Here is an 18,048-nt window from a genome sequence, read left to right on the forward strand (position 1 = left end):
GGGTCTCAGGCCGCCGCGGCCGCCGCGTTGCGGTGGAGGGCGTCGCGCAGTCGCGCGGCCTGGGTGACCAGGCGGGACCTGCCGCCGCGGGCGGCGGCCTCGCCGAGCCCGGCCGGCTCCGGGGAGGCGGCCCCGCACTGTTCCACGCACTCGGCGGCCGTGGCCACGATGTCACCGGAACCGCGTGCGTCGGTGGTCCCGCTGAGCAGCGCGGGCAGGGCGACGGCCAGGACGGCCCAGGTGGTCGCGTAGGCGCCGCCGGCGGCGGCGGTGCGCAGGGAGTCGGCGAGCCGGCCCGGCTTCACGGTGCCCAGGGCGATCAGCTCGGCGAGGTCGTCGCCGAGACGGGCGGCGTCGAGTTGGCCCCGGGCCGCGAGGGTCAGCAGGGCGTCCACGGCGCCGAGCCGGTCCTCGGGGTGGCGGGCGCCGAGCCCGGTGGCGATCGCCAGGTGCAGGGCCGGGCCCGCGGGTCCGCCGGCCGCGGCGAGCGGGGGCAGTACGGCGGCGCCCTCGCGCGCCTCGTGCACGGCGGAGGCCGTGACGACCGGCAGCCACCAGGCGGCCAGGGTCTCGCGGTCCTCGGGCAGGACCGCGAGGAGACAGGCGTCGTCGCGGCCGTCCCAGCAGCGGTCGGCCGCCTCGCGGGCCCGTGCCAGGTCGTGGAAGGGGTGCGGGAAGTCGCGCCGGACGATCGTGCGTGCCCCGGTGTCCAGTACGAGGCGCGCCGGGGTCCCGCCGCCCCAGCGGTGGCTCACGGCCGGAGCCGTGCGGCGGGTGACGGCCACCGGCCCGCCGTCCTCGCCGAGCCAGGCGGCGAGCCGGTCGCCCTCGGGCGTGCCGAGGGCGGCGGCCTCGGGGATGACGGCGGCGTCGCGCCGGACCCGCAGCAGGGCCTGGGCGAGGTCCGCGGGGGCGGGTCGGTCGCCGAGGCGGGCGTACTCGGCGAGGCGGGCGACGAGCACCCGGGCGTCGAGGGTGCCGGTGTCCTCGGTGGGGGTGGCCAGGAGGAAGGGCAGCGGCCGGTCGGCGATGGCGCGCGCCGCCTCGTCGACGCGCGCGTGGACGACCCCGTGCAGTCCGGTGTGGTGGCACGCGTGGCGCCACGTGCCGAGGGCCTCCCGGGGATCGTCGCCGGGCGGGGAGCCCAGGACGGCCGCCGCCACGCGTTCCAGACCGGGCAGTCCGTGGGTGTGCCGCCGGGACCGCGCGGCGTCGAGCCACCAGCGGCCCTCCAGGGCGGGGCGCAGTGCGGCGGCGAGGGCCGCCCGGTCGTGGTGGGCGTGGCGTACGAGGCCGTCGAGGGCGCGCTCGAACTCCTCGACGCCGGCGGTGCGGGAGTTGACGACGGCCGCGACGAGTTCCGCGGTCTCGGCGGCCGTCTCCGGGGCCGGGGCGAGCGGGGCCGGGAGCGGGGGCGGCGGCAGGAGTTCGCGGTAGGGGTCGGCCTGTGCGGCGGGTTCGGCGTCCTGTCCGAAGACCTCGACGGCGCGGGCCCGGTGGGCGGGGCTGAGCAGCCCGGCCCGGTCGGCGAGTTCCGCGCGCAGGGCGGGATCGTCGGGGAGGTGGGCGGCGACCAGCTTCAGCGCCCGCTCCTGGAGGTCGGTGTCCTCGTGCCCGAAGACCTCGGCGACCTCCGGCAGCAGTTCGGGGGCGGTGGCCGGGTCGCGGGTGAGTTCGCGCCCGATCAGGACGAGTTGGGCGCGTACGAGCTTCTTCTCGGGGCGGAAGAGGACGGCGGCCGACGTCTCGGCGAGCATGCGGGAGGTGAGTCGGCCCGCGGCGGCGAGCCGGGCGAGGGTCTGCTGGGCGGCGCCGGCGACGGCGGAGGGCCCGTCCGCGGCGAGGGCCATCCAGTCGGCGATCCGCTCCCCCTCCTCCTGCGGGGTCGGGCGCAGGGCCTCCAGGATGGCCTGGTACGGCTTCAGTTGGGCGGGCTTGCCGCCGCGCAGCAGTCGGGCGGCGCAGCCGTCGAGGAGGACGGCGCGCTCCACGTGTCCCTCCTCGGCCAGGGTGGCCAGGGCCCCCGGCCACTTCTCTGGGTCGTCCGCGTCCCAGCGGCGGGCGAAGGCGCGTACGGGCTCGGCGGTCTCGAAGAGGCGCGGAACGAGTGCGGTGACGTGGGGGTCCTCGCGCAGGGCGACGGCGAGCGGGGTGCGGGAGGCGCCCACGCCCGCCGCCCAGCCCTCCACGACGCCGTCGGTGGTGGGCATGGCGCAGCCGGACCGGCCGACGAGTTCGCGGATGAGCGGGTAGTCCTGCTCGGCGGTGGCGGCGCGGGCGGCCAGCCGGTGGGCGAGGTCGCCGAGCCACTTCGGGTTCCGGTCGGCGATGACGTCGAGCAGGACGGCGGTCGGGGGAAGGGGGCGCCAACGGCGCAGGTCGGTGGCGCCGATCCAGCCGGCGGCGGCCGCGGCCCCGGTGGTGCAGGCGGCTCCGGCGATGACGAGGGCCGGGCTCATCAGGTCCCGGTCCTGCCAACGCTCCCAGCGCGAGGCGCGCAGCTCGGCGCGCAGCGCCTTGAGGGCGGTGAGGAGGTTCCGGCGCTCCGCGGCGTCCAGGGGCTTCAGGAGTCCCGGCAGTTCGGCGGCGCGGCCCGCCCGTACGGCTTCGAGGACGTCGTCGGTGTTCATCGTGCGGCTCCGGAAGGGGCGGGGGCGGTGGTGGGAGCGGTGGCGGCCCGCAGGGCCATCCGGGTGGCGAGCGCGTGCTTGCAGGGGCCGCGCCGGCCCCGGTGGTCGGCCCACCACTGGCAGGTGCAGCTGAGCGCGCCGCCGGACTCGCGGACCCGGTAGTGGCGTTCGCCGGAGGCCACCACGGCGGTGTCGGGCCGCTCCAGGGTGACCGCGCCCGCCTCCAGCAGGGCGCGGGCGGCGACCAGACGCGGGTTGTGGCGCTCGGCGCGCCGGGCGTCGTAGGGGAGTTCGCGGTGGAAGTAGGAGGCTTCGGCCACGTCCCAGCCGACCCGGCCCGCCGTGCCGAGGCGGACGAGGGCGGCTCGTACGCGCTCCACGGTCAGGCCCGACTGGTCGGCGAGGTCGGCGGGGTCGATGCGCGGTTCCCAGGCGAGCAGGACGGAGACGAGTTCGGCGTCCTCGGCCGCCGCGTCGGTGGCGAGGGCCTCCAGGACACCGCCTTCGCCGGAGAACCCGCGGTCGGTCTCCGGGGAGAGGGTGAGGGTGAGCCGCATGCCGGGAAGGCCCACCTCCCAGGCGGAGGCGGTGGGGTGGGAGCCGTCCTGCGGAGGGCCGTACACGCGCAGGCCGGTGGCGTGCCGCAGGACGCGCTGGAGGGCGGCGAGGCGCTCGGGGCCGGGCAGGCAGATCGCGCCGGGCACCGGCCGGGTGGTGGGGCGCAGCGTCCGGCCGGCGGGGACCACCCAGCGGACGGCGCTCGTGGCCGCGCCGCCGGTGGTGGTGCGGGGCAGGGAGCGCAGGAACCGGCTCGTCTCGGCGGCGCCCAGTTCGGCCCGCAGGTCGAAGCCGGTGGTGACGGCCTGGGACTCGGCGAAGCCGCGCAGCCAACGGTCCGGCAGGGGGACCTTCTTCTCGACGACCGGCCCGTCGAGGGTGGTCACCGTCATCTCGTCGGGGCCGACGCGCAGGTGCAGCGGGTCGTCGCCGGTCAGGCGGGACAGCGCCTCGCGCAGCGGGTTGTTGACGTCGACGTTGGTGGTGCCGTGGCCGGTGTCGGCGCCGCGCAGGCCCTCGGGCAGCACGTCGAGGCGGGCGTACACCCCGCAGCAGCCGGAGAAGGACTCGAAGCGGAGGCGGTCGCCGTTGCCCGTGACCACCGGGTCGAGCGAGGCCCGCAGGGTGCGGCGGTAGTAGCGCGCGGCGGCCACGTCCGCGACGGCGAGCAGCGCCCGCGAGGCCGCCTGAGGGGCGCTCAGGAACCCCGCGAAGAAGCGGGGGTGGGCGTCCGCGCCGGTCGGGGTCAGGCCGCCGGCCGTCTCCAGGTTCAGGGCCTGGCCCGCTCCGGCGGTGGTGAGCGAAGAGGGGCGTGCGTAGGCGAAGGTGTGTGCGATCCGCGTCATGTCGCAGACGCTAGGGGCACCCACTGACAACGCCGTCGGGGGCGGCGGCGCGGGGTCCCGTCGGACGGCGCCGCACCGCGCCCGGTCCGCCCTGCGCAGGGTGAGGTCGAGGTCCATGGCCGCAGCACGGGCGAGGTCCTCGGAGCACCGTCGGGGCGGACCGGGGCGCGACGGGGGCCGTCCCGACGGGGGGAGCGAAGCGTCAGGAGCCGCCGTCCGTCAGGATCCCCGGGTCCGAGAGGCCGGCCGCGCCGGTCTCGACCTTGCCCGCGAAGCGGCGTCGGAAGTCGGGTGATCCGGAGGCCGTGGCGGTCACGTCGTACCAGCCGCGCGTGTTGCGCAGGGGGACGGAGTGGGTGACGGTGGCGCCCTTGGCGACCGTGAGGCGCTTGGGGCCGCCGCCGTAGGCGTTGGTGACGGTCAGCGTCGCGGTCGAGGTGCCCGCGTTGGTGAGGGTGAGGTCCAGGTTTCCCGTGGTGGCGTTGTGGCGTGCGGTGATCTCGGGGCCGGGGGTGGTGCCGGGGTTGCGGAAGGAGCGCAGGAAGCCGTTGGGGCCGTGGACGGTCAGGTCGGTGACCCCGGCCGAGTAGCGGGTGTTCCAGGTGTCCGCGATCGACTTGCCCGCCTCCGTGGTGTAGGTCCAGGGGGCGTCGGTGCGGTTGGCGGAGGTGACGAGGAACTGCGCGCCCAGGTCCGCGCCGCCGCTGAAGGTCAGACGGAACTTCCCCTCGGCGGTGAGGGCCGCGCCGTCGACGTACGGGGCGTACTTCAGCGGCCGGGTGCGGCGGTTGCCCTTCTCCTGACGCGGCATCGTGCCCACGGCGGGCGGGGTGGCCCGGAAGTCGGGGTGGCGCTCGCGGTCCTGCGGCTCCCACATGCCGGTGTCGGGCAGCCGCACGCCGGTCGTGTCCTTGCGGGCGAAGTCGAAGGCCGAGGTCAGGTCGCCGCAGACGGCGCGGCGCCAGGGCGAGATGTTGGGCTCGTGCACCCCGAAGCGCTTCTCCATGAAACGGATCACCGAGGTGTGGTCGAAGGTCTCGGAGCAGGAGTATCCGCCGGTGCTCCACGGGGAGACGACCAGCATCGGCACGCGCGGGCCCAGACCGTAGGGTCCGGCGACGTAGCCGGGCCCGCCGGGGAAGACGTCGAGTTCGGTCGGCGCGGTGGACAGGCCCTGGGAGGCGTTGGCGGGCGCGTACGGCGGCACGAGGTGGTCGAAGAACCCGTCGTTCTCGTCGTAGGTGATGAACAGGGCGGTACGGGCCCACACGTCGGGGTTGGAGGTCAGCGCGTCCAGCACCCGCGCGATGTACCAGGCGCCGAAGTTGGAGGGCCAGTTGGAGTGTTCGCTGAAGGCCTCGGGGGCGGCGATCCAGGAGACCTGCGGCAGGGCGCCGGCCTCGACGTCCGCGCGCAGGCGGTCGAAGTAGCCCTCGCCGGCCTTGGCGTTCGTGCCGGTGCGGGCCTTCTCGTACAGCGGGTTGCCGGGCCGGGCGTTGCGGTAGTTGTCGAAGTAGAGCAGCGAGTTGTCGCCGTAGTTGCCCCGGAAGGCGTCGTTGATCCAGCCCCAGGAGCCGGCGGCGTCGAGGCCGTCGCCGATGTCCTGGTAGACCTTCCAGGAGATGCCCGCCGCCTCCAGCCGCTCCGGGTAGGTGGTCCAGCCGTAGCCGGCCTCGGCGTTGTTCAGGACCGGGCCGCCGCCCTTGCCGTCGTTGCCGGTGTGGCCCGACCAGAGGTAGTAGCGGTTGGGGTCGGTGGAGCCGATGAACGAGCAGTGGTAGGCGTCGCAGACGGTGAACGTGTCGGCGAGGGCGTAGTGGAAGGGGATGTCCTCGCGCGTCAGGTGGGCCATGGTGGCCGGCGTCTTGGCGGGCACCCAGTTGTCGTACCGGCCCCGGTTGAAGGCGCTCTGACCGCCGGCCCAGTCGTGGTTGAGGCCCTGGAGGTACTCCATGCCGAGGTCGTCCGACGGGGGCCGGAACGGCAGCGTCTCCTTGCCCGCGTTGTCGGCCTGGTTCCAGACGGGCTTGCCCGAGGGCAGGGTCACGGGGCGGGGGTCGCCGAATCCGCGGACGCCGCGCAGGGCTCCGAAGTAGTGGTCGAAGGAACGATTCTCCTGCATCAGCACCACGACGTGCTCGACGTCGGCGATGGTTCCGGTCGCGCCCTGCGCGGGGATGGCGGCGGCCCGCGCGATGCTCTCGTTGAGCAGCGTCAGGGCGGCGGCGCCGCCGGTGAGCTGGAGGAAACGGCGGCGATTGAGTTCTGCCATGGCGAGAGGGACCTCTGCTTTGATCGAGGGGTGCTGGAGCGCACCCAGAACAGCCTGCCCGGGGTACCGGAGAGGGAGCCTGGCGTGACGTCGGCGGATACACCAGGCGAACGGCAGTCTCTTCGCGCAGAAGTTCGGCCATTTTCCGTCGCCCGGGGGAACGTTCCGCCGGCGGCGGGCACCGCCGATCACACCGGGCGCGCGCCCGTCCGGCACGGCGGCGGGCGGCCGTCGACCGCCCTGCGGCGCGGGCGTACGCGCCGCCCGAGGGGTGACGCCCGCCCGACGGCCCCGATCACCCGGCCGACGACGTGCGCCCCTCCCCCTCGGCCTTCTCCTCGGCCTTCTCCTTGCCCTTTCCCTCGACCTTTCCCTCACCCTTCCCCTCGCCCTCCGCCGCGCCGAGGCCGGCGACGAACACGTCGAGCCCGCGCTTGATGCGGTCCAGGTCCCAGCCGCGCTCCGCGCGTTGGAAGTCGAACAGCCCCGGGGTGTAGGCCATGAGGAGGAGGTCCGCCACGTAGGCGGCGTCCACGCCGGGGGCGAGTTCCGCGACCAGGTCGACGATCTGCCCGTGGTGCCGACGGAAGGGGGCGCTGTGGTAGCGCCCGGCGGGCGCGCTCGCCTCCGCGAGGAGCAGCAACGCGCGGTTCTGCTCGACCAGTTCGGCCATGCCGTGGAGGAAGGCGCGCAGTCGCTCGCGCGCCGCGGGGGTCGCGCCCCCGCGGCGCGCGTAGGTCTCCTGGAAGCGGTTCTCGTTGTCCTCGATCAGCGCGTAGACCAGTCCCGGCCGGTCGCGGAAGCGGCGGTAGACGGTGCCGACTCCGACCCCGGCCTCCTTGGCCACCGCGTCCAGGGACAGTTCGGCGAACCCGTCCGCCGCGAGGAGGCGCCGGGCGGCGTCGAGGATGCGCAGGCGGTTGCGGGCGGCATCGGCGCGCTCGGTGGGGGCGGTCATGCGGAGCAGCGTAGCGGAGGGAACGGAGAGTTCTCCGGTTACCCCTTGAGAATCGGAGCCCTCTCCGCTTATGGTTGCGACACGTCAACCGGAGAGCCCTCCGGATGACGGTCGGTCACAGCCCGCAGACGCACCGCCCCGAGGGAGATCACCACCATGACCACGCCCGCCGCCCCCGCGACCGCCCCCCTCCTCACCGGTCAGACCATCGGCCTCGCCTACCACGCGATCGCCGCCGTACGCGACCGCCTCCTCGCCGGCTCGGGCCTGACCTTCCACCGGTCCGTGGCCCTCAAGGCCGTCGCCGACGGCTTCGACCGCGACGGCGCCGTCGACCGGGTGGCGACGACGCTGCGGATCGACGGGTCGCAGGCACACGCCCTGCTCGACGAACTCGCCGAGGAGGGCCTGGTCGACGCCGCGGGCGCCCTCACCGACGCGGGCGACCGGGTGCACCGGGGGTTCACCGACGCCGTGGCCGCGCTGACCGAGCGGCTGTACGGCGACCTCCCCACGGCCGACCGCGAGATCGCCGCCCGCGCCCTCGCGCACGTCACGGCCCGGGCGGACGCCGAACTCTCCGGCCCCGACCTCCGGCCGCTCGGCGGGCCCCTCGGCTAGACCTCGTCGCGCACGAGGGACAGCAGGCGGTCCAGGACGCGCGGGCCGCCCGCGCGGACGCCGTCGTGTTCGAACTCGTCCGTCACCCAGGTCCGCAGGCCCCGGATCGCCCGGGCGGTGCGCAGCGAGTGCGCGGTGTCCACGTACATGTCGTCGTGGTAGACCGCGGCGGCGACGGGCACCTCGTTGGCCGCGAGGCGGGCCGGGTCGTACAGCGGCTGCCATCCCGTACGGGCGGCCAGCAGTTCGGCGGTCTCGCGCAGCGGGACGAGCGCGGGGTCGGTGGTGAAGTGCCAGGGGTGCACGGTCTCGCCGGTGAACAGCAGCGGCCCGTCGCCGGCCAGGGTCGCGGCGGCGTCGAAGCGGGGGTGTTCGGCGAGGACGCGGTCGGCGGCCCAGGCGGTGGGCACGGCCGGGTCCTGGGCGTAGATCGACTCGTGGATCAGCGCGTAGAGCGGGTGCCCGGCGAAGGACAGCTCCGCGCGGACGCCCTCCAGGAAGGCGTCGGAGAGGGCCGGCCCGGCGGGGGTCGGCACGAAGGCGTCCTCCAGGAGGTAGTGCAGCCGGTGGCCGCCGTCCCCGGTGCCGAGGAGGATGCCGAGGGAGCGGAAGGCGTCCACGGTGAGCCGGTGGCCGCCGGGGAGGTCCGTCGGGGTCTCGGCGAGGTGCGCGGCGATCCGCCGGACCCGGTCGACGTCCATCGGGTACCGGGCGTAGTGGGCGAGGTTCTTGCGCTCGATCCGGGCGTACGCGGCCCGGTACACCTCGTCGGCGGTGGCGTCCAGCGCGGGCAGACCGCCCGTGATCAGGGCCGCGCTCAGGCCTTCGGGGGCGGTGGAGAGGTAGTGGGTGGCGCAGAAGCCCCCGAAGCTCTGGCCCAGTACGGTCCAGGGCGCGCCGCCGGTCAGGAGGGGGCGTACGACCTCGCAGTCGCGCACGATCGAGTCGGCCCGGAAGTGGGCGAGGTACGCGGCCTGCCGCTCGGGGGTGCCGCGCAGCGGCAGGGTCTGCCGGGACACCGGGGTGGAGCGCCCCGTACCGCGCTGGTCGAGGAGGAGGACCCGGTACTCGTCGAGGGCCCGCTCCAGCCAGGCCTGCCGCCCGACGAACCGGCGGGCGCCGAAGCCGGGGCCGCCCTCCAGGTACAGCAGCCAGGGCAGGGTGTCGGGGTCCTTGCCCGTGGCGACGACCTCGCGGGCGTACAGCTCGATGGACTCGCCGTCCGGGTCCGCGTGGTCCAGCGGAACGGTGAAGTGGTGGTCGGTCAGGACGACGCCGGGCTGACGGTAGCTGCGGTCGGTGGTCACGGGACTCCCTGGGTGCGGTGACCGGCGCGGAGGGACGGGAGGCCGGACGGAAGGCCGGACCGGGGCCGGCGCGCCGTACGGATTTCGGCGCCCAGGCTACCGGCGCGGCCCCGGGAGCGGATCCCGCGCCGGCTCCGGATGCGGAGGGGAACCCTCGGTCGGAGACTTGGGTGTACAGCCATCCCGGAGAGAGGACGAGGCATGTCCATGCTCGACAAGCTCAAGGGGCTCATCAAGGGCCACGAGGACGTGGCCCGCCAAGGGGTCGAGAAGGCCGGAGACGCCTTCGACGCCAAGACCCAGAACAAGTACCAGGGCCAGGTGGACGAGGTACAGAAGAGGATCAACGACCAGCTCGGTACCCAGCCGCCGCCCACCGCGGGGGGCGAGGGCCCGCCCCGGCCCTGAGCCCGGCGGGCTCCCGCGGCTCGGCCGCGGCCGGGCCGCCTCTTCCGCGTCCTCCTAGGTCGTGGTCCAGGTGAACTTGCCGCCGCCGACCCACTGCACCTCGTCGAGGTCGTCGAGGTCCTTGATCTGGATGCCCATGTCCGCGGCGACCAGCAACACGTCCGTCATCGACATGGCCCTGCCGACGAATTCCCCGTCGACTTCCACGATGCGAAAGGGCGGGTTGCCGGGTTGGACGCCCAGCACGGTGATCCGAGCCGGGGAGAGGTGAGGTGTCAGTCCTTCGGTCATACGGCGACGGTTCCACGCCGGCGCCGGTGACGGGCGCGGCGACACGTTCCGGGGGTCCGATCGGCTTCCCGTACGGCCCAACGCGGCGCGGTGCCGCGCGGTCCGACCGGAGCCGGGTGGAGCCCTCGCCGCGCCCGCCGTCCGTGGACCGCACGGTCCGCGCCCCGGGGCCGACCCGCCCGGCGAAAACCGGGTGCGGTCGTGCGCCCGGCCTCGGGATCATGGCCCAATGGTCCGGCGACTCACCCCTCTTGTCGTCCCGCACACCCGTCGCGTCCCCCGCCCCACCGGGCCGGTCGGGGAAGGCGGGGCGGCGGCCCGCAGGTTCGACGCCGCGTTGATGTCCGTCGGCTTCAAGCTCTCCACCTCGACCACCACGACGAGCTGATCGCCGCGGCGGGCGACCGCATGACGGTCCTGCACCTGGGCGATCCGACGGATGACGAACTCACCTCCCTCCACCTGGCGTTGGCGGGCCGCACCACGCCGCTGGGCGATGAGGGGCCGCGGGACCTGCGGGAACCGCCGTATCAGCGGGTCGGCCGGAGGCCTTTGGTCCGCGCAAAAGCGGCCTCCGGGGCCGCGAGGATCTCGGCGGCGAGCTCGGGGCGCCCTTCGCGTTCCATCGTCAGGGCCAGCCGGCGCAGGAACGCCGCGAGCAGCTCGGGTGCCTCGTGGGCGGTGATCGTGCCGCGCCGCAGCGCGATGGCGAGGGCCCGGCGGAAGCCGTCGGTGTCGACCTCGGCCTTCCCGCGGTAGTAGGCGTGGACGCCGATCCGGCCGCGGTCGCGGGAGCCGTCCGCGCTCTGCGGGATCCGGTACCGGGCGGGGATGCCCGGCTCGTAGGCGACGCAGGTGCCGCCGGCGGCCATCCGCAGCCAGGTGTGCGCGTCCTCGGAACCGCGGACCTCCGGGAAGGGGTGCGCCGAGGCGAGGGCGGTACGGACGGACACCGTCGAGGTCAGCGAGGTGTAGCCGGTCTCCACACCGATCCGGATCCAGGCGTCCGGTCCTTCGGGCGCGCTGGCGTGGGAGTCGAGTATCTCCCGCACGGACGGGGTCAGTCGGTCGGGGGCCACCCCTTCGCCGTGTTCGTCGACGACGGTGAACGAGGAGTAGAGGAAGTCGACTTCGGGGCGGTCGGCGAAGGTCCTTCGGGTCCGTTCCAACCGTCGCGGGTGCGCGATGTCGTCGGCGTCAAGGAAGAGGACGAACGGCGCGCCCCGCCCGGCGGCCCAGCGCACGCCCTCGTTGCGGCCGTGCCCCTGGCCCCGGTTCGTGGGCTGCCGGAGCACGGTGATCCGCGCGGGGTCCGCCTCGCGCACCTCGCCGACCGCGTCCCGGCCGCCGGGGCGGGGAGAGGCGTCGTCGACGAGGACCAGGCGCCACGCCGGGTCGGTCTGCGCCCGCAGGCTCTCGACGGCCTGGTGCAGGTGGTCGGGGGCATCGGGCCCGTCGCCGTAGTACGGCATGACGAACACGGGCGTTCCCGCCCCGGGGCGGTCCTCGCGGGGCGCGGGGCCCCGTCCTTCGGTGGGTCTCCATCCGGCCATCCGGTGATCATGGACCATGGCGCGGCGGGCCGCCAGGGGTCGGCGGCCTCAGGCGGGCAGGTCCATCACGAGCAGCGGGACCGTGGTGGGTTGCGGTGATCCGCCCGCGGGTTCGAGGGTCAGTCCGATCAGGCCGGCGTCGGTCGTGTCGCCGTCGATGAGCACGCTGCCGTCCTGGCGGAGGAAGCCGGCGGGGCGCACGGAGCCCCCGTGGTCGAGCCACAGCTGGTAGGTCTTCCCGCCGACCGGCAGCGGCAGGCCGGTGGCCGTGAAGACGGCCCTGTTCTGCCGCGCGGAGGCCACGACCGTCGTGGACGCCCCGTTGGTCGTCCGGCCGTGGGCGGTGCGGGCGTCGGGTGCGGCGAGGATGGAGGTGACGTCGTCGAGGCGCTGCTGGCTCTGTCGGGCACGCTCCTCGTACGCGCGGCTCTCCTGGTGCTGCCATACGGCCAGCCCGGCGAAGGAGGCCGCGACGAGCACGCTCGCGGCGGCGATGAGGATCCCGGCCCGGCGGCGCAGCACGTCGCGGAGGGTGGCCGGGGTGGTGATCACGGCGGCGCGGGGCGGGAGTTGGCGCACGGTGTCGACTGCGGCCAGGGTCCGGCGCTTCGCGGAGGCGGACGGCGTGCGACCGACCGCGGCGGCCAGGCGCGCCGTGGTGGACTGGAACTCGGCCACTTCGCGGCGGCAGGCCTCGCAGGTGGCGAGGTGGGCGGCGAACCGCTCGCGTTCGGCGGGGTCCAGGGCGTCCAGGACGTAGGCGGCGGTGAGCGCGTGGGCGTCGTCGTCGGGCCGGTTCCTGTTCATGTGGTCACCCCCATGCAGTCGCGGAGGCGGATCAGGCCGTCGCGCATGCGCGTCTTGATGGTGGGGAGGGGTGTGTCCAGGGTTTCCGCGACTTCGCGGCAGGTCAGGCCCCGGTAGTAGGCCAGGGTCACGGCCTCGCGCTGGAGCTCGGTCAGGGACCGCAGGCAACGGCGCACCCGTTCGCCGTCGAGCCGGGATTCGACCTGTTCGACGACCTCGTCGAACGCCGTCTCGTGCGCGTGGGCGGCCTGGACCTGCTCGCGGACCGCGGACGCCTGCGCGGAGCGGACCCGGTCCACGGCCCGACGGTGCGCGATGGTCGCGGCCCAGGTGGTGACGCTGCCGGATTCGGGCCGGTAGCGGGCGGCCTGCCGCCAGACGTCGATCATGGTTTCCTGCGTGACCTCCTCGGACTGGGCGCGGTCGCGGACGACTTTGATCACGATGCCGAAGACGAGCGGCGCGAGGACGTCGTACAGGTCGGAGAACGCGTCCTTGTCACCGTGGGCGACCCTGCGCATGACCTGGGCCAGGTCGGTGCGCCGGCCGGCTCCGGCTCCGGGGCCGGGTCCGGGGCCGAAGGGGAGGGGCCGACTCACGGGCCGGGTCCCGATCCTCGGGCCCGCGCGGTGCGGGGGGCTCGGAGGCGGTCGGGGCGGGCCGGCCGGGGGCGGCGTCTGCGTCGCATGGCTGTCCTTGTCGGGAGAACGGCGTCGGGAGAACGGCGTCCGGCGCCTCGGCTCCCGGAGGTCCCGCGGCGGTGTCACCGCCGCGGGACCCCGTCGCGTCGAGGCGGGGCGCTACCACTTGCCGTGGCAGTTCCAGTGACCGGGGATCCACTGGCTCACGTAGTGGCCCGGAACCCAGTACTTCTTCCAGTAGCCCTTTCCCCACCGGCCGTCGTGCTTGTCGCCGTGGTCACGGTCGGCCTGGCGCCAGCCACCGGAGTGCCACTTCCATTCCCAGTGGCCCTTCACCCACTTCTTGCCCCACTTGCCCTTGACCCAGGTGCAGCGGTCGTGGCGGTCCCGGTGATCACGGTTGTCCCAGTTGTACCGGTTGTCACGATTATCGCGGTCACGGTCACGGTTGTCGCGGTCGGCCGCGGGCGTCGAACTCACGGCGGTCGACGCGGCCGGGGCCGCGTTGGCGGTGCCGGAGAGCCCCAGCAGCGACCCACCCGCCAGGAGTCCGGCCGAGGTGACCCCGACGAGCACGCGCCGGGCGCGCAGTGAAGCGGTCATCACCCTCGCCTCCTTCCCTCTTCACGCAGTCGGATCGGCGTCCCTTGAGCCCCGAGAGGCTCGGGAGCCTCATGTGTGTATTCGGTGCCCACAGGGCGAAGGATGGGAAATTTCCAGAATCAGGCTCGAAATCGCCTTGCCCAGGTGATTCCCGGTAGGGGTGGGGTCCGTGCACCGCCCCCGCAGCGACGATCTACACTTAGGCCAGCCTTACCTAATGAGCTTGCGGGTCCGGCGGGGGCTCCCCGACCGGAACCCGCCGTCACGAAGGAACCGAGAGCCGCATGAGACCCGAGTCCGCCGTCCTCACCACCCCGCGCGCCGACGTGTACCGCGAGACCGTCGAGGGATTCGGCACCGTCCGCTTCACCCCCGTCGACCCCGCCGCGGACTCCGCCGTGCTGCACTCCTGGGTCGTCGAGGAGCGCGCCGCGTTCTGGGGCATGAACGGTGCCGGTCGCGAGCTGGTGCAGGAGATCTACGAGGACGTGGACCGCCGGGACACCCACCACGCGTACATGGTCCGGCTGGACGACGAGCCCGTGGCGCTCTTCCAGACGTACCAGCCGGAGGAGGACCGGGTCAGCGAGTGCTACGAGGTGCGCGAGGGCGACATCGGCGTCCACCTGATGCTGGCGCCGATCACCGACCGCCCCCGTCCCGGCTACAGCCGCACCCTCGTCGACTCCCTCATCCGCTTCACCTTCCGCGACCCGGCCGTCCTGCGCGCGGTGGGCGAGCCCGACGCGCGCAACGAGAAGGCGATCGCCCTGCTCGGCCGGATCGGCTTCGTGCGCCAGGGCGAGATCACCCTGCCCGAGATCGACCTCCCGGAGATCCACCTCCCCGAGAAGCGGGCCGTACTGGCCTTCCTCGACCGCCCCGCACAGCTGCCCGTGGCGGGGGCGGCGCCCCTGCGCCCCTGAGCGGGTGAGGCTTCGGGGTCGTGGGGGGGGGCGCCTCCCCCACGACCCCGACACACCGCCGGGCGGGGCGGCCCGGGCGCGCGGCCCGGGGGAACGGCTCAGTACGACGGCACCCACCGCTCCGGCACCGTCGCGCTCTCCCGCACCGCCCACTGCCCGCGGGCGGCCGCCAGACGGGCGCCCTGCTCCACGACCGGCAGCAGGTCGGTGGGGGTGACGCCCGACTCCGGCGGCACGGCGCGACGCCCCATCAGTTCCACCCTGCGGGCCTCCTGCGCCGGGAACACGTCGGCCGGCAGGAACCACGAGGCGGCCCCGGTCACGTCCACCTGGTGCAGCAGGCCCTCGGCGGCGAAGTGCAGCCGGTAGCCGAGGTACTGGAGGTCCGTGTCGAACAGGAGCGCGCCGGTGACCTGCCCGCCCGCCTGGCGGGCCCAGCGCGCCAGGCGGCCCACGGCGAGCGGCAGTCGGCGGGCCCGACCGATCGACGCCGCGTAGCCGTCGGCCTCCACCCCGCCCTCCGCGAAGCGGCCGGCGGCGGTGAGGACGATCGGGCCGGGCTCGACCCCGGTACGGAACTCCAGCCGGCCGTCGCCCCCTCCGGCCGCGGTGTGCCGGCGCCACAGGTCCAGGTAGCGGGCGGTACCGAGCGCCGCCGGCTCCATCTCCCCGGCGACCAGGGTCACTCGGGCGGCGGGGTTGCCGATGAGGACGGCCTCGGCCGCGGCCAGCGCGTGGTCTCCGCCGCCGGCCACGATCCAACTGTCGGCCGCCATCGCCGCGACCCGCCCGTACACCAGCGCGTCACCGAAGCACAGCCGTCCGGGGGCGCTCTCACCGGCCCGCAGGTAGCCGGCGAACGCCCGGATCGCCTCGATCGGGGCCGTGGCGCGGGCGAGCAGCTGCGGGTCGACGTGGTCCAGCAGGGCCAGTACGTCCGCCGGGCCGCCCTGCCGGTTGAGCAGGTCGACCAGAGCCGTCGCCGCGCCGTTGCCCACCGGCCCCGTCCTGACGAGGTCGGCGAGCAGCTGGCCGGCGGCCCAGTCGAAGGAGTGCAGCTCGGGTCCGGTGCCGGGCACCAGTTGCGGGGGCAGACCGGGGGCCAGGGTGGGTATGCCCTCGACGTCGACGACGACCCGGTCGGCGGCTCCCGTGGGGTGGATCGCCGCGACCAGTCGACGCTCCCGGTCGAGCGCCAGCTCGGCCGTACCGTCGACCACCGGTCCGGAGGCGGCCAGTCGGTCCAGCCACATCGCCACGGCCGCCGCCGGGACCCGCTGCGCGGGGGCGGCGTAGGCGTACGGGTCGAGGCCGTACCGGCCCAGGCCGCGCAGCTGGTCGGGCGTGTGGGCGAGGTCGGCGACGACGCCCCGGTGGTACAGGCCGCCCCGGTCGTCGACCAGCAGGGCACCGGCCGGTCGGGCCGGCGCGGCGGCGCCGCCGCCGATCATGAGCGTCACGGGCCGTTGGGCGTTGTCGTTCATGGTCGGCTCCCCCGCTTCGGTGATCATGCGGGTCACAGTAGCCCCGTACGCCCGCGGGCGACCGAGGCAGGTGGCCCCCGGCCGGCCGGCGGGCGGGAAGGGTCCGGCGGGGCGGCGCGGGGACCGGACGCGGACCCCGGCGGACGGTCGCCGGCCACCTCGACTCCCTCCACCACCGCACCCACTCCCCCGATCGGCAAGTACTTGCTAATGTGGAAAGTAGATGCCGGGCCGGCAGGTCCGAGGGGCCCGGCGACCACGGGAGGGGTCTGTCATGGGCGAACACGCCGACGCCGCGGCCGCGTTGAAGGGGATCGCGCTGATCGAAGCGAGCACGCGGGGACGCTCGCGCTGGTACACCGGCTACCTGTGGCTGTTCGCCGCGTGGCAGCTCGTCGTGGTCCCCTCCGTCCTGTTGTGGCGCGGGCCGACGGGCACGGTGGTCAGCACGCTCGCGAACGCCCTCGTCGTGGTCGGGCTGTCCGTGTTCGCCACCCGGCAGCCCGTGGTCCCGCGCGGCCACGCCCGGCTGCACCTGCGGGTGATCGGCGTCTGGACCCTCGCCTACCTGTCGGTCCTCGCGCTCGGTCTCACCCTCTTCGTGGGCAGCGTCCCCTTCGCGGTCGTCGCCGCCCTCGTCTGCGCGCTGCCCGCCGCCTACGCGGCCCGACGGGAGGCGCGCACCGCATGACGCCGGAACCGTCCCCGGACGCGGTGCGGGCCCCGCATCCGCGCCACGCGCTCGCGCCGCTGCTGTCCTCGGCCGTGCGCCTGTCGATCGTCGCCGCCCTCGCCCCGGTGGAGAAGGCCGAGTTCGCCTACGTGCGGGACCTGGTCGAGATCACCGACTCCGCGTTGTCGAAGCAGGTCTCCCGGCTGGAGGAGGCGGGCTGGGTGGCGGTGGAGAAGGGGCAGGTCGGGCGCCGGCCGCGGACCTGGTTGTCCCTGACGCCGGAGGGGACGGCCGCGTACCGGCGGCACATCGCCGCGCTCACGGCGATCGCGGGGCCGCCGGCCTGACGGGCCGCGCCGGACGGTGCCGAACGGCGGCTCCGGACGACGCGGCTCCGCCACCGCGACCGGGCGGCCCATCGGCGGTAGGGTGCGGCCGTGTCCGAGCATCAGCGCGACCTCGTCGGCCACGGCGCCGAACCTCCGCACGCCGCCTGGCCCGGCGGCGCCCGCGTCGCCGTCAGCCTCGTCCTCAACTACGAGGAGGGCGGCGAGCGGAACGTCCTGGAGGGCGATCCCGCCTCCGAGGGCTTCCTCCACGAGATCGTCGGCGCGCCGCCCGTGGTCGGCGGGCGCGACCTGAACGTCGAATCCATGTTCGCCTACGGTGCCCGCGCCGGGTTCTGGCGCCTCCACCGCACGCTGGCCGCCCACCACGCGCCGGTCACCGTCCACGCCGTGGGGCAGGCCCTCGAACGCAACCCGCAGGCGGCGCGGGCGATGGGCGCCGCCGGTTGGGAGGTGGCCGGCCACGGCCGTCGCTGGATCGACTACCGCGAGGTCCCCGAGGACATCGAGCGCGCCGACGTCGCGAGCACCGTCGCGACCGTCGAGCGGCTCGTCGGCCGCCGGCCCGTCGGCTGGTACACCGGCCGGACCAGCGCCGCCACCCGACGCCTCGTCGTCGAGGAGGGCGGCTTCCTCTACGACTCCGACGACTACTCGGACGACCTGCCCTTCTACGTCGAGACGGCCGGCCGACCGCACCTCGTCGTCCCGTACAGCCTCGACGCCAACGACTTCAAGTTCCTGCTCGTCCACGGCTTCACGACCGCCGACGACATGCTCTCCTACCTCGTCGACACGTACGACACCCTGCACGCCGAGGGGGCCGACCGCCCGCGCATGATGAGCGTCGGCATGCACGCCCGGATCCTCGGCCGGCCCGGCCGCGTCCGCGCGCTCGACGGGTTCCTGCGGCACGTCGCCCAACTCGGCGGAGCCTGGGTGGCCACGCGCGAGCAGATCGCGCGCCACTGGCTCGCCACGCACCCGCCCCGGGACTGAACCCGCCGCTCGACCCCCGGCATCGGCATGGGCCCGACCCCCGGCGTCGGCGCGGGCGCGGGCCCCGCCGGGGGGCGGTCCGCCGTCACCCGCTCACCCGTCCGGCCCCGCCGCCCGCCGCCCCC

Annotated in this window: 17 protein-coding genes and 1 pseudogene; 7 read left to right on the forward strand and 11 right to left on the reverse strand. The window is 75.0% G+C overall.

The genetic code is table 11. The annotated features are described in order from the left end of the window. Window positions 1-5: 5 nt before the first annotated feature. The 4 genes from ACZ6ZI_RS33620 to ACZ6ZI_RS33635 form a co-directional block, all read right to left on the reverse strand. Window positions 6-2,630, reverse strand: a complete 2,625-nt coding sequence (locus tag ACZ6ZI_RS33620) for a DUF7824 domain-containing protein (protein WP_469527370.1) — start codon at window positions 2,628-2,630, stop codon at window positions 6-8. Continuing rightward, on the reverse strand, window positions 2,627-4,033 hold the full coding sequence (locus ACZ6ZI_RS33625) for an SWIM zinc finger family protein (protein ID WP_469527372.1): 1,407 nt from the start codon (window positions 4,031-4,033) through the stop codon (window positions 2,627-2,629). Before ACZ6ZI_RS33625 ends, ACZ6ZI_RS33620 begins: the two co-directional genes overlap by 4 nt. Before the next feature lie 202 nt (window positions 4,034-4,235). Then, the gene (locus ACZ6ZI_RS33630) at window positions 4,236-6,305 is read right to left on the reverse strand and encodes a phosphocholine-specific phospholipase C (protein ID WP_469527374.1); all 2,070 of its coding nucleotides are present in this window, start codon (window positions 6,303-6,305) and stop codon (window positions 4,236-4,238) included. 295 nt (window positions 6,306-6,600) lie between these two features. After that, the gene (locus ACZ6ZI_RS33635) at window positions 6,601-7,263 is read right to left on the reverse strand and encodes a TetR/AcrR family transcriptional regulator (protein ID WP_469527377.1); all 663 of its coding nucleotides are present in this window, start codon (window positions 7,261-7,263) and stop codon (window positions 6,601-6,603) included. Window positions 7,264-7,419: 156 nt separating this feature from the next. Between ACZ6ZI_RS33635 and ACZ6ZI_RS33640 the strand changes: the two genes are divergently transcribed. Further along, on the forward strand, window positions 7,420-7,884 hold the full coding sequence (locus ACZ6ZI_RS33640) for a hypothetical protein (RefSeq protein WP_469527380.1): 465 nt from the start codon (window positions 7,420-7,422) through the stop codon (window positions 7,882-7,884). Here the strand turns inward: ACZ6ZI_RS33640 and ACZ6ZI_RS33645 are convergent. After that, a complete protein-coding gene (locus tag ACZ6ZI_RS33645; protein ID WP_469527382.1) occupies window positions 7,881-9,191 on the reverse strand; it encodes an alpha/beta fold hydrolase in 1,311 nt (436 codons plus the stop codon). The genes ACZ6ZI_RS33640 and ACZ6ZI_RS33645 overlap by 4 nt on opposite strands. Before the next feature lie 201 nt (window positions 9,192-9,392). Here ACZ6ZI_RS33645 and ACZ6ZI_RS33650 point away from each other — a divergent pair, with 201 nt between their 5' ends. After that, a complete protein-coding gene (locus tag ACZ6ZI_RS33650) occupies window positions 9,393-9,599 on the forward strand; it encodes an antitoxin (RefSeq protein ID WP_469527383.1) in 207 nt (68 codons plus the stop codon). Between the two features lie 54 nt (window positions 9,600-9,653). On the opposite strand, the gene ACZ6ZI_RS33655 is transcribed toward ACZ6ZI_RS33650, so the two are convergent. Next, window positions 9,654-9,890 (reverse strand): hypothetical protein, encoded by a 237-nt coding sequence (locus ACZ6ZI_RS33655; protein ID WP_469527385.1) that lies wholly within the window; start codon window positions 9,888-9,890, stop codon window positions 9,654-9,656. A 229-nt stretch (window positions 9,891-10,119) separates the two neighbouring features. Between ACZ6ZI_RS33655 and ACZ6ZI_RS33660 the strand changes: the two are divergent. Next, window positions 10,120-10,409, forward strand: a pseudogene (locus tag ACZ6ZI_RS33660) (hypothetical protein); the annotation flags it as partial. A gap of 11 nt (window positions 10,410-10,420) precedes the next feature. On the opposite strand, the gene ACZ6ZI_RS33665 reads toward ACZ6ZI_RS33660, so the two are convergent. The 4 genes from ACZ6ZI_RS33665 to ACZ6ZI_RS33680 all read right to left on the reverse strand — a co-directional run bounded on the left by ACZ6ZI_RS33665 (window position 10,421) and on the right by ACZ6ZI_RS33680 (window position 13,494). Then, entirely contained in the window at window positions 10,421-11,443 is a 1,023-nt protein-coding gene (locus tag ACZ6ZI_RS33665; protein ID WP_469527388.1) for a glycosyltransferase family 2 protein, read from the reverse strand. Window positions 11,444-11,491: 48 nt separating this feature from the next. Beyond that, window positions 11,492-12,250, reverse strand: a complete 759-nt coding sequence (locus tag ACZ6ZI_RS33670; RefSeq protein ID WP_469527390.1) for an anti-sigma factor — start codon at window positions 12,248-12,250, stop codon at window positions 11,492-11,494. Continuing rightward, window positions 12,247-12,849, reverse strand: coding sequence for an ECF RNA polymerase sigma factor SigK (gene sigK / locus ACZ6ZI_RS33675; protein WP_469527392.1), 603 nt, complete (start codon window positions 12,847-12,849; stop codon window positions 12,247-12,249). Before sigK ends, ACZ6ZI_RS33670 begins: the two co-directional genes overlap by 4 nt. A gap of 201 nt (window positions 12,850-13,050) precedes the next feature. Next, a complete protein-coding gene (locus ACZ6ZI_RS33680) occupies window positions 13,051-13,494 on the reverse strand; it encodes a hypothetical protein (protein ID WP_469527395.1) in 444 nt (147 codons plus the stop codon). Window positions 13,495-13,778: 284 nt separating this feature from the next. Between ACZ6ZI_RS33680 and ACZ6ZI_RS33685 the strand changes: the two genes are divergently transcribed. Then, complete coding sequence (locus ACZ6ZI_RS33685; protein WP_469527397.1) at window positions 13,779-14,420, forward strand: GNAT family N-acetyltransferase; 642 nt, start codon at window positions 13,779-13,781, stop codon at window positions 14,418-14,420. A 98-nt stretch (window positions 14,421-14,518) separates the two neighbouring features. On the opposite strand, the gene ACZ6ZI_RS33690 is transcribed toward ACZ6ZI_RS33685, so the two are convergent. Beyond that, complete coding sequence (locus ACZ6ZI_RS33690; RefSeq protein WP_469527399.1) at window positions 14,519-15,931, reverse strand: hypothetical protein; 1,413 nt, start codon at window positions 15,929-15,931, stop codon at window positions 14,519-14,521. A gap of 247 nt (window positions 15,932-16,178) precedes the next feature. On the opposite strand from ACZ6ZI_RS33690, the gene ACZ6ZI_RS33695 reads away from it, so the two are divergent. The 3 genes from ACZ6ZI_RS33695 (at window position 16,179) to puuE (ending at window position 17,923) form a co-directional block, all read left to right on the forward strand. Further along, entirely contained in the window at window positions 16,179-16,595 is a 417-nt protein-coding gene (locus ACZ6ZI_RS33695) for a hypothetical protein (RefSeq protein ID WP_469527401.1), read from the forward strand. Further along, window positions 16,592-16,924: a winged helix-turn-helix domain-containing protein gene (locus ACZ6ZI_RS33700; protein ID WP_469527403.1), complete on the forward strand. Its 333-nt coding sequence runs from the start codon at window positions 16,592-16,594 to the stop codon at window positions 16,922-16,924. Before ACZ6ZI_RS33695 ends, ACZ6ZI_RS33700 begins: the two co-directional genes overlap by 4 nt. Window positions 16,925-17,014: 90 nt before the next feature. Continuing rightward, entirely contained in the window at window positions 17,015-17,923 is a 909-nt protein-coding gene (puuE, locus tag ACZ6ZI_RS33705) for an allantoinase PuuE (protein ID WP_469527406.1), read from the forward strand. Window positions 17,924-18,048: the final 125 nt, after the last annotated feature.

It is taken from the genome of Streptomyces sp. NPDC103540 (genome assembly GCF_055584445.1).

Bases quoted from the DNA above. Each gene is read 5' to 3' on its own strand.
- ACZ6ZI_RS33690 (WP_469527399.1), bottom strand. From the start codon at position 15,931: ATGATCACCGAAGCGGGGGAGCCGACCATGAACGACAACGCCCAACGG.
- ACZ6ZI_RS33665 (WP_469527388.1), bottom strand. From the start codon at position 11,443: ATGGCCGGATGGAGACCCACCGAAGGACGGGGCCCCGCGCCCCGCGAG.
- ACZ6ZI_RS33700 (WP_469527403.1), top strand. From the start codon at position 16,592: ATGACGCCGGAACCGTCCCCGGACGCGGTGCGGGCCCCGCATCCGCGC.
- ACZ6ZI_RS33695 (WP_469527401.1), top strand. From the start codon at position 16,179: ATGGGCGAACACGCCGACGCCGCGGCCGCGTTGAAGGGGATCGCGCTG.
- ACZ6ZI_RS33655 (WP_469527385.1), bottom strand. From the start codon at position 9,890: ATGACCGAAGGACTGACACCTCACCTCTCCCCGGCTCGGATCACCGTG.
- ACZ6ZI_RS33670 (WP_469527390.1), bottom strand. From the start codon at position 12,250: ATGAACAGGAACCGGCCCGACGACGACGCCCACGCGCTCACCGCCGCC.
- ACZ6ZI_RS33620 (WP_469527370.1), bottom strand. From the start codon at position 2,630: ATGAACACCGACGACGTCCTCGAAGCCGTACGGGCGGGCCGCGCCGCC.
- ACZ6ZI_RS33650 (WP_469527383.1), top strand. From the start codon at position 9,393: ATGTCCATGCTCGACAAGCTCAAGGGGCTCATCAAGGGCCACGAGGAC.
- ACZ6ZI_RS33680 (WP_469527395.1), bottom strand. From the start codon at position 13,494: ATGACCGCTTCACTGCGCGCCCGGCGCGTGCTCGTCGGGGTCACCTCG.
- ACZ6ZI_RS33625 (WP_469527372.1), bottom strand. From the start codon at position 4,033: ATGACGCGGATCGCACACACCTTCGCCTACGCACGCCCCTCTTCGCTC.
- ACZ6ZI_RS33640 (WP_469527380.1), top strand. From the start codon at position 7,420: ATGACCACGCCCGCCGCCCCCGCGACCGCCCCCCTCCTCACCGGTCAG.
- ACZ6ZI_RS33630 (WP_469527374.1), bottom strand. From the start codon at position 6,305: ATGGCAGAACTCAATCGCCGCCGTTTCCTCCAGCTCACCGGCGGCGCC.
- ACZ6ZI_RS33635 (WP_469527377.1), bottom strand. From the start codon at position 7,263: ATGACCGCCCCCACCGAGCGCGCCGATGCCGCCCGCAACCGCCTGCGC.
- ACZ6ZI_RS33685 (WP_469527397.1), top strand. From the start codon at position 13,779: ATGAGACCCGAGTCCGCCGTCCTCACCACCCCGCGCGCCGACGTGTAC.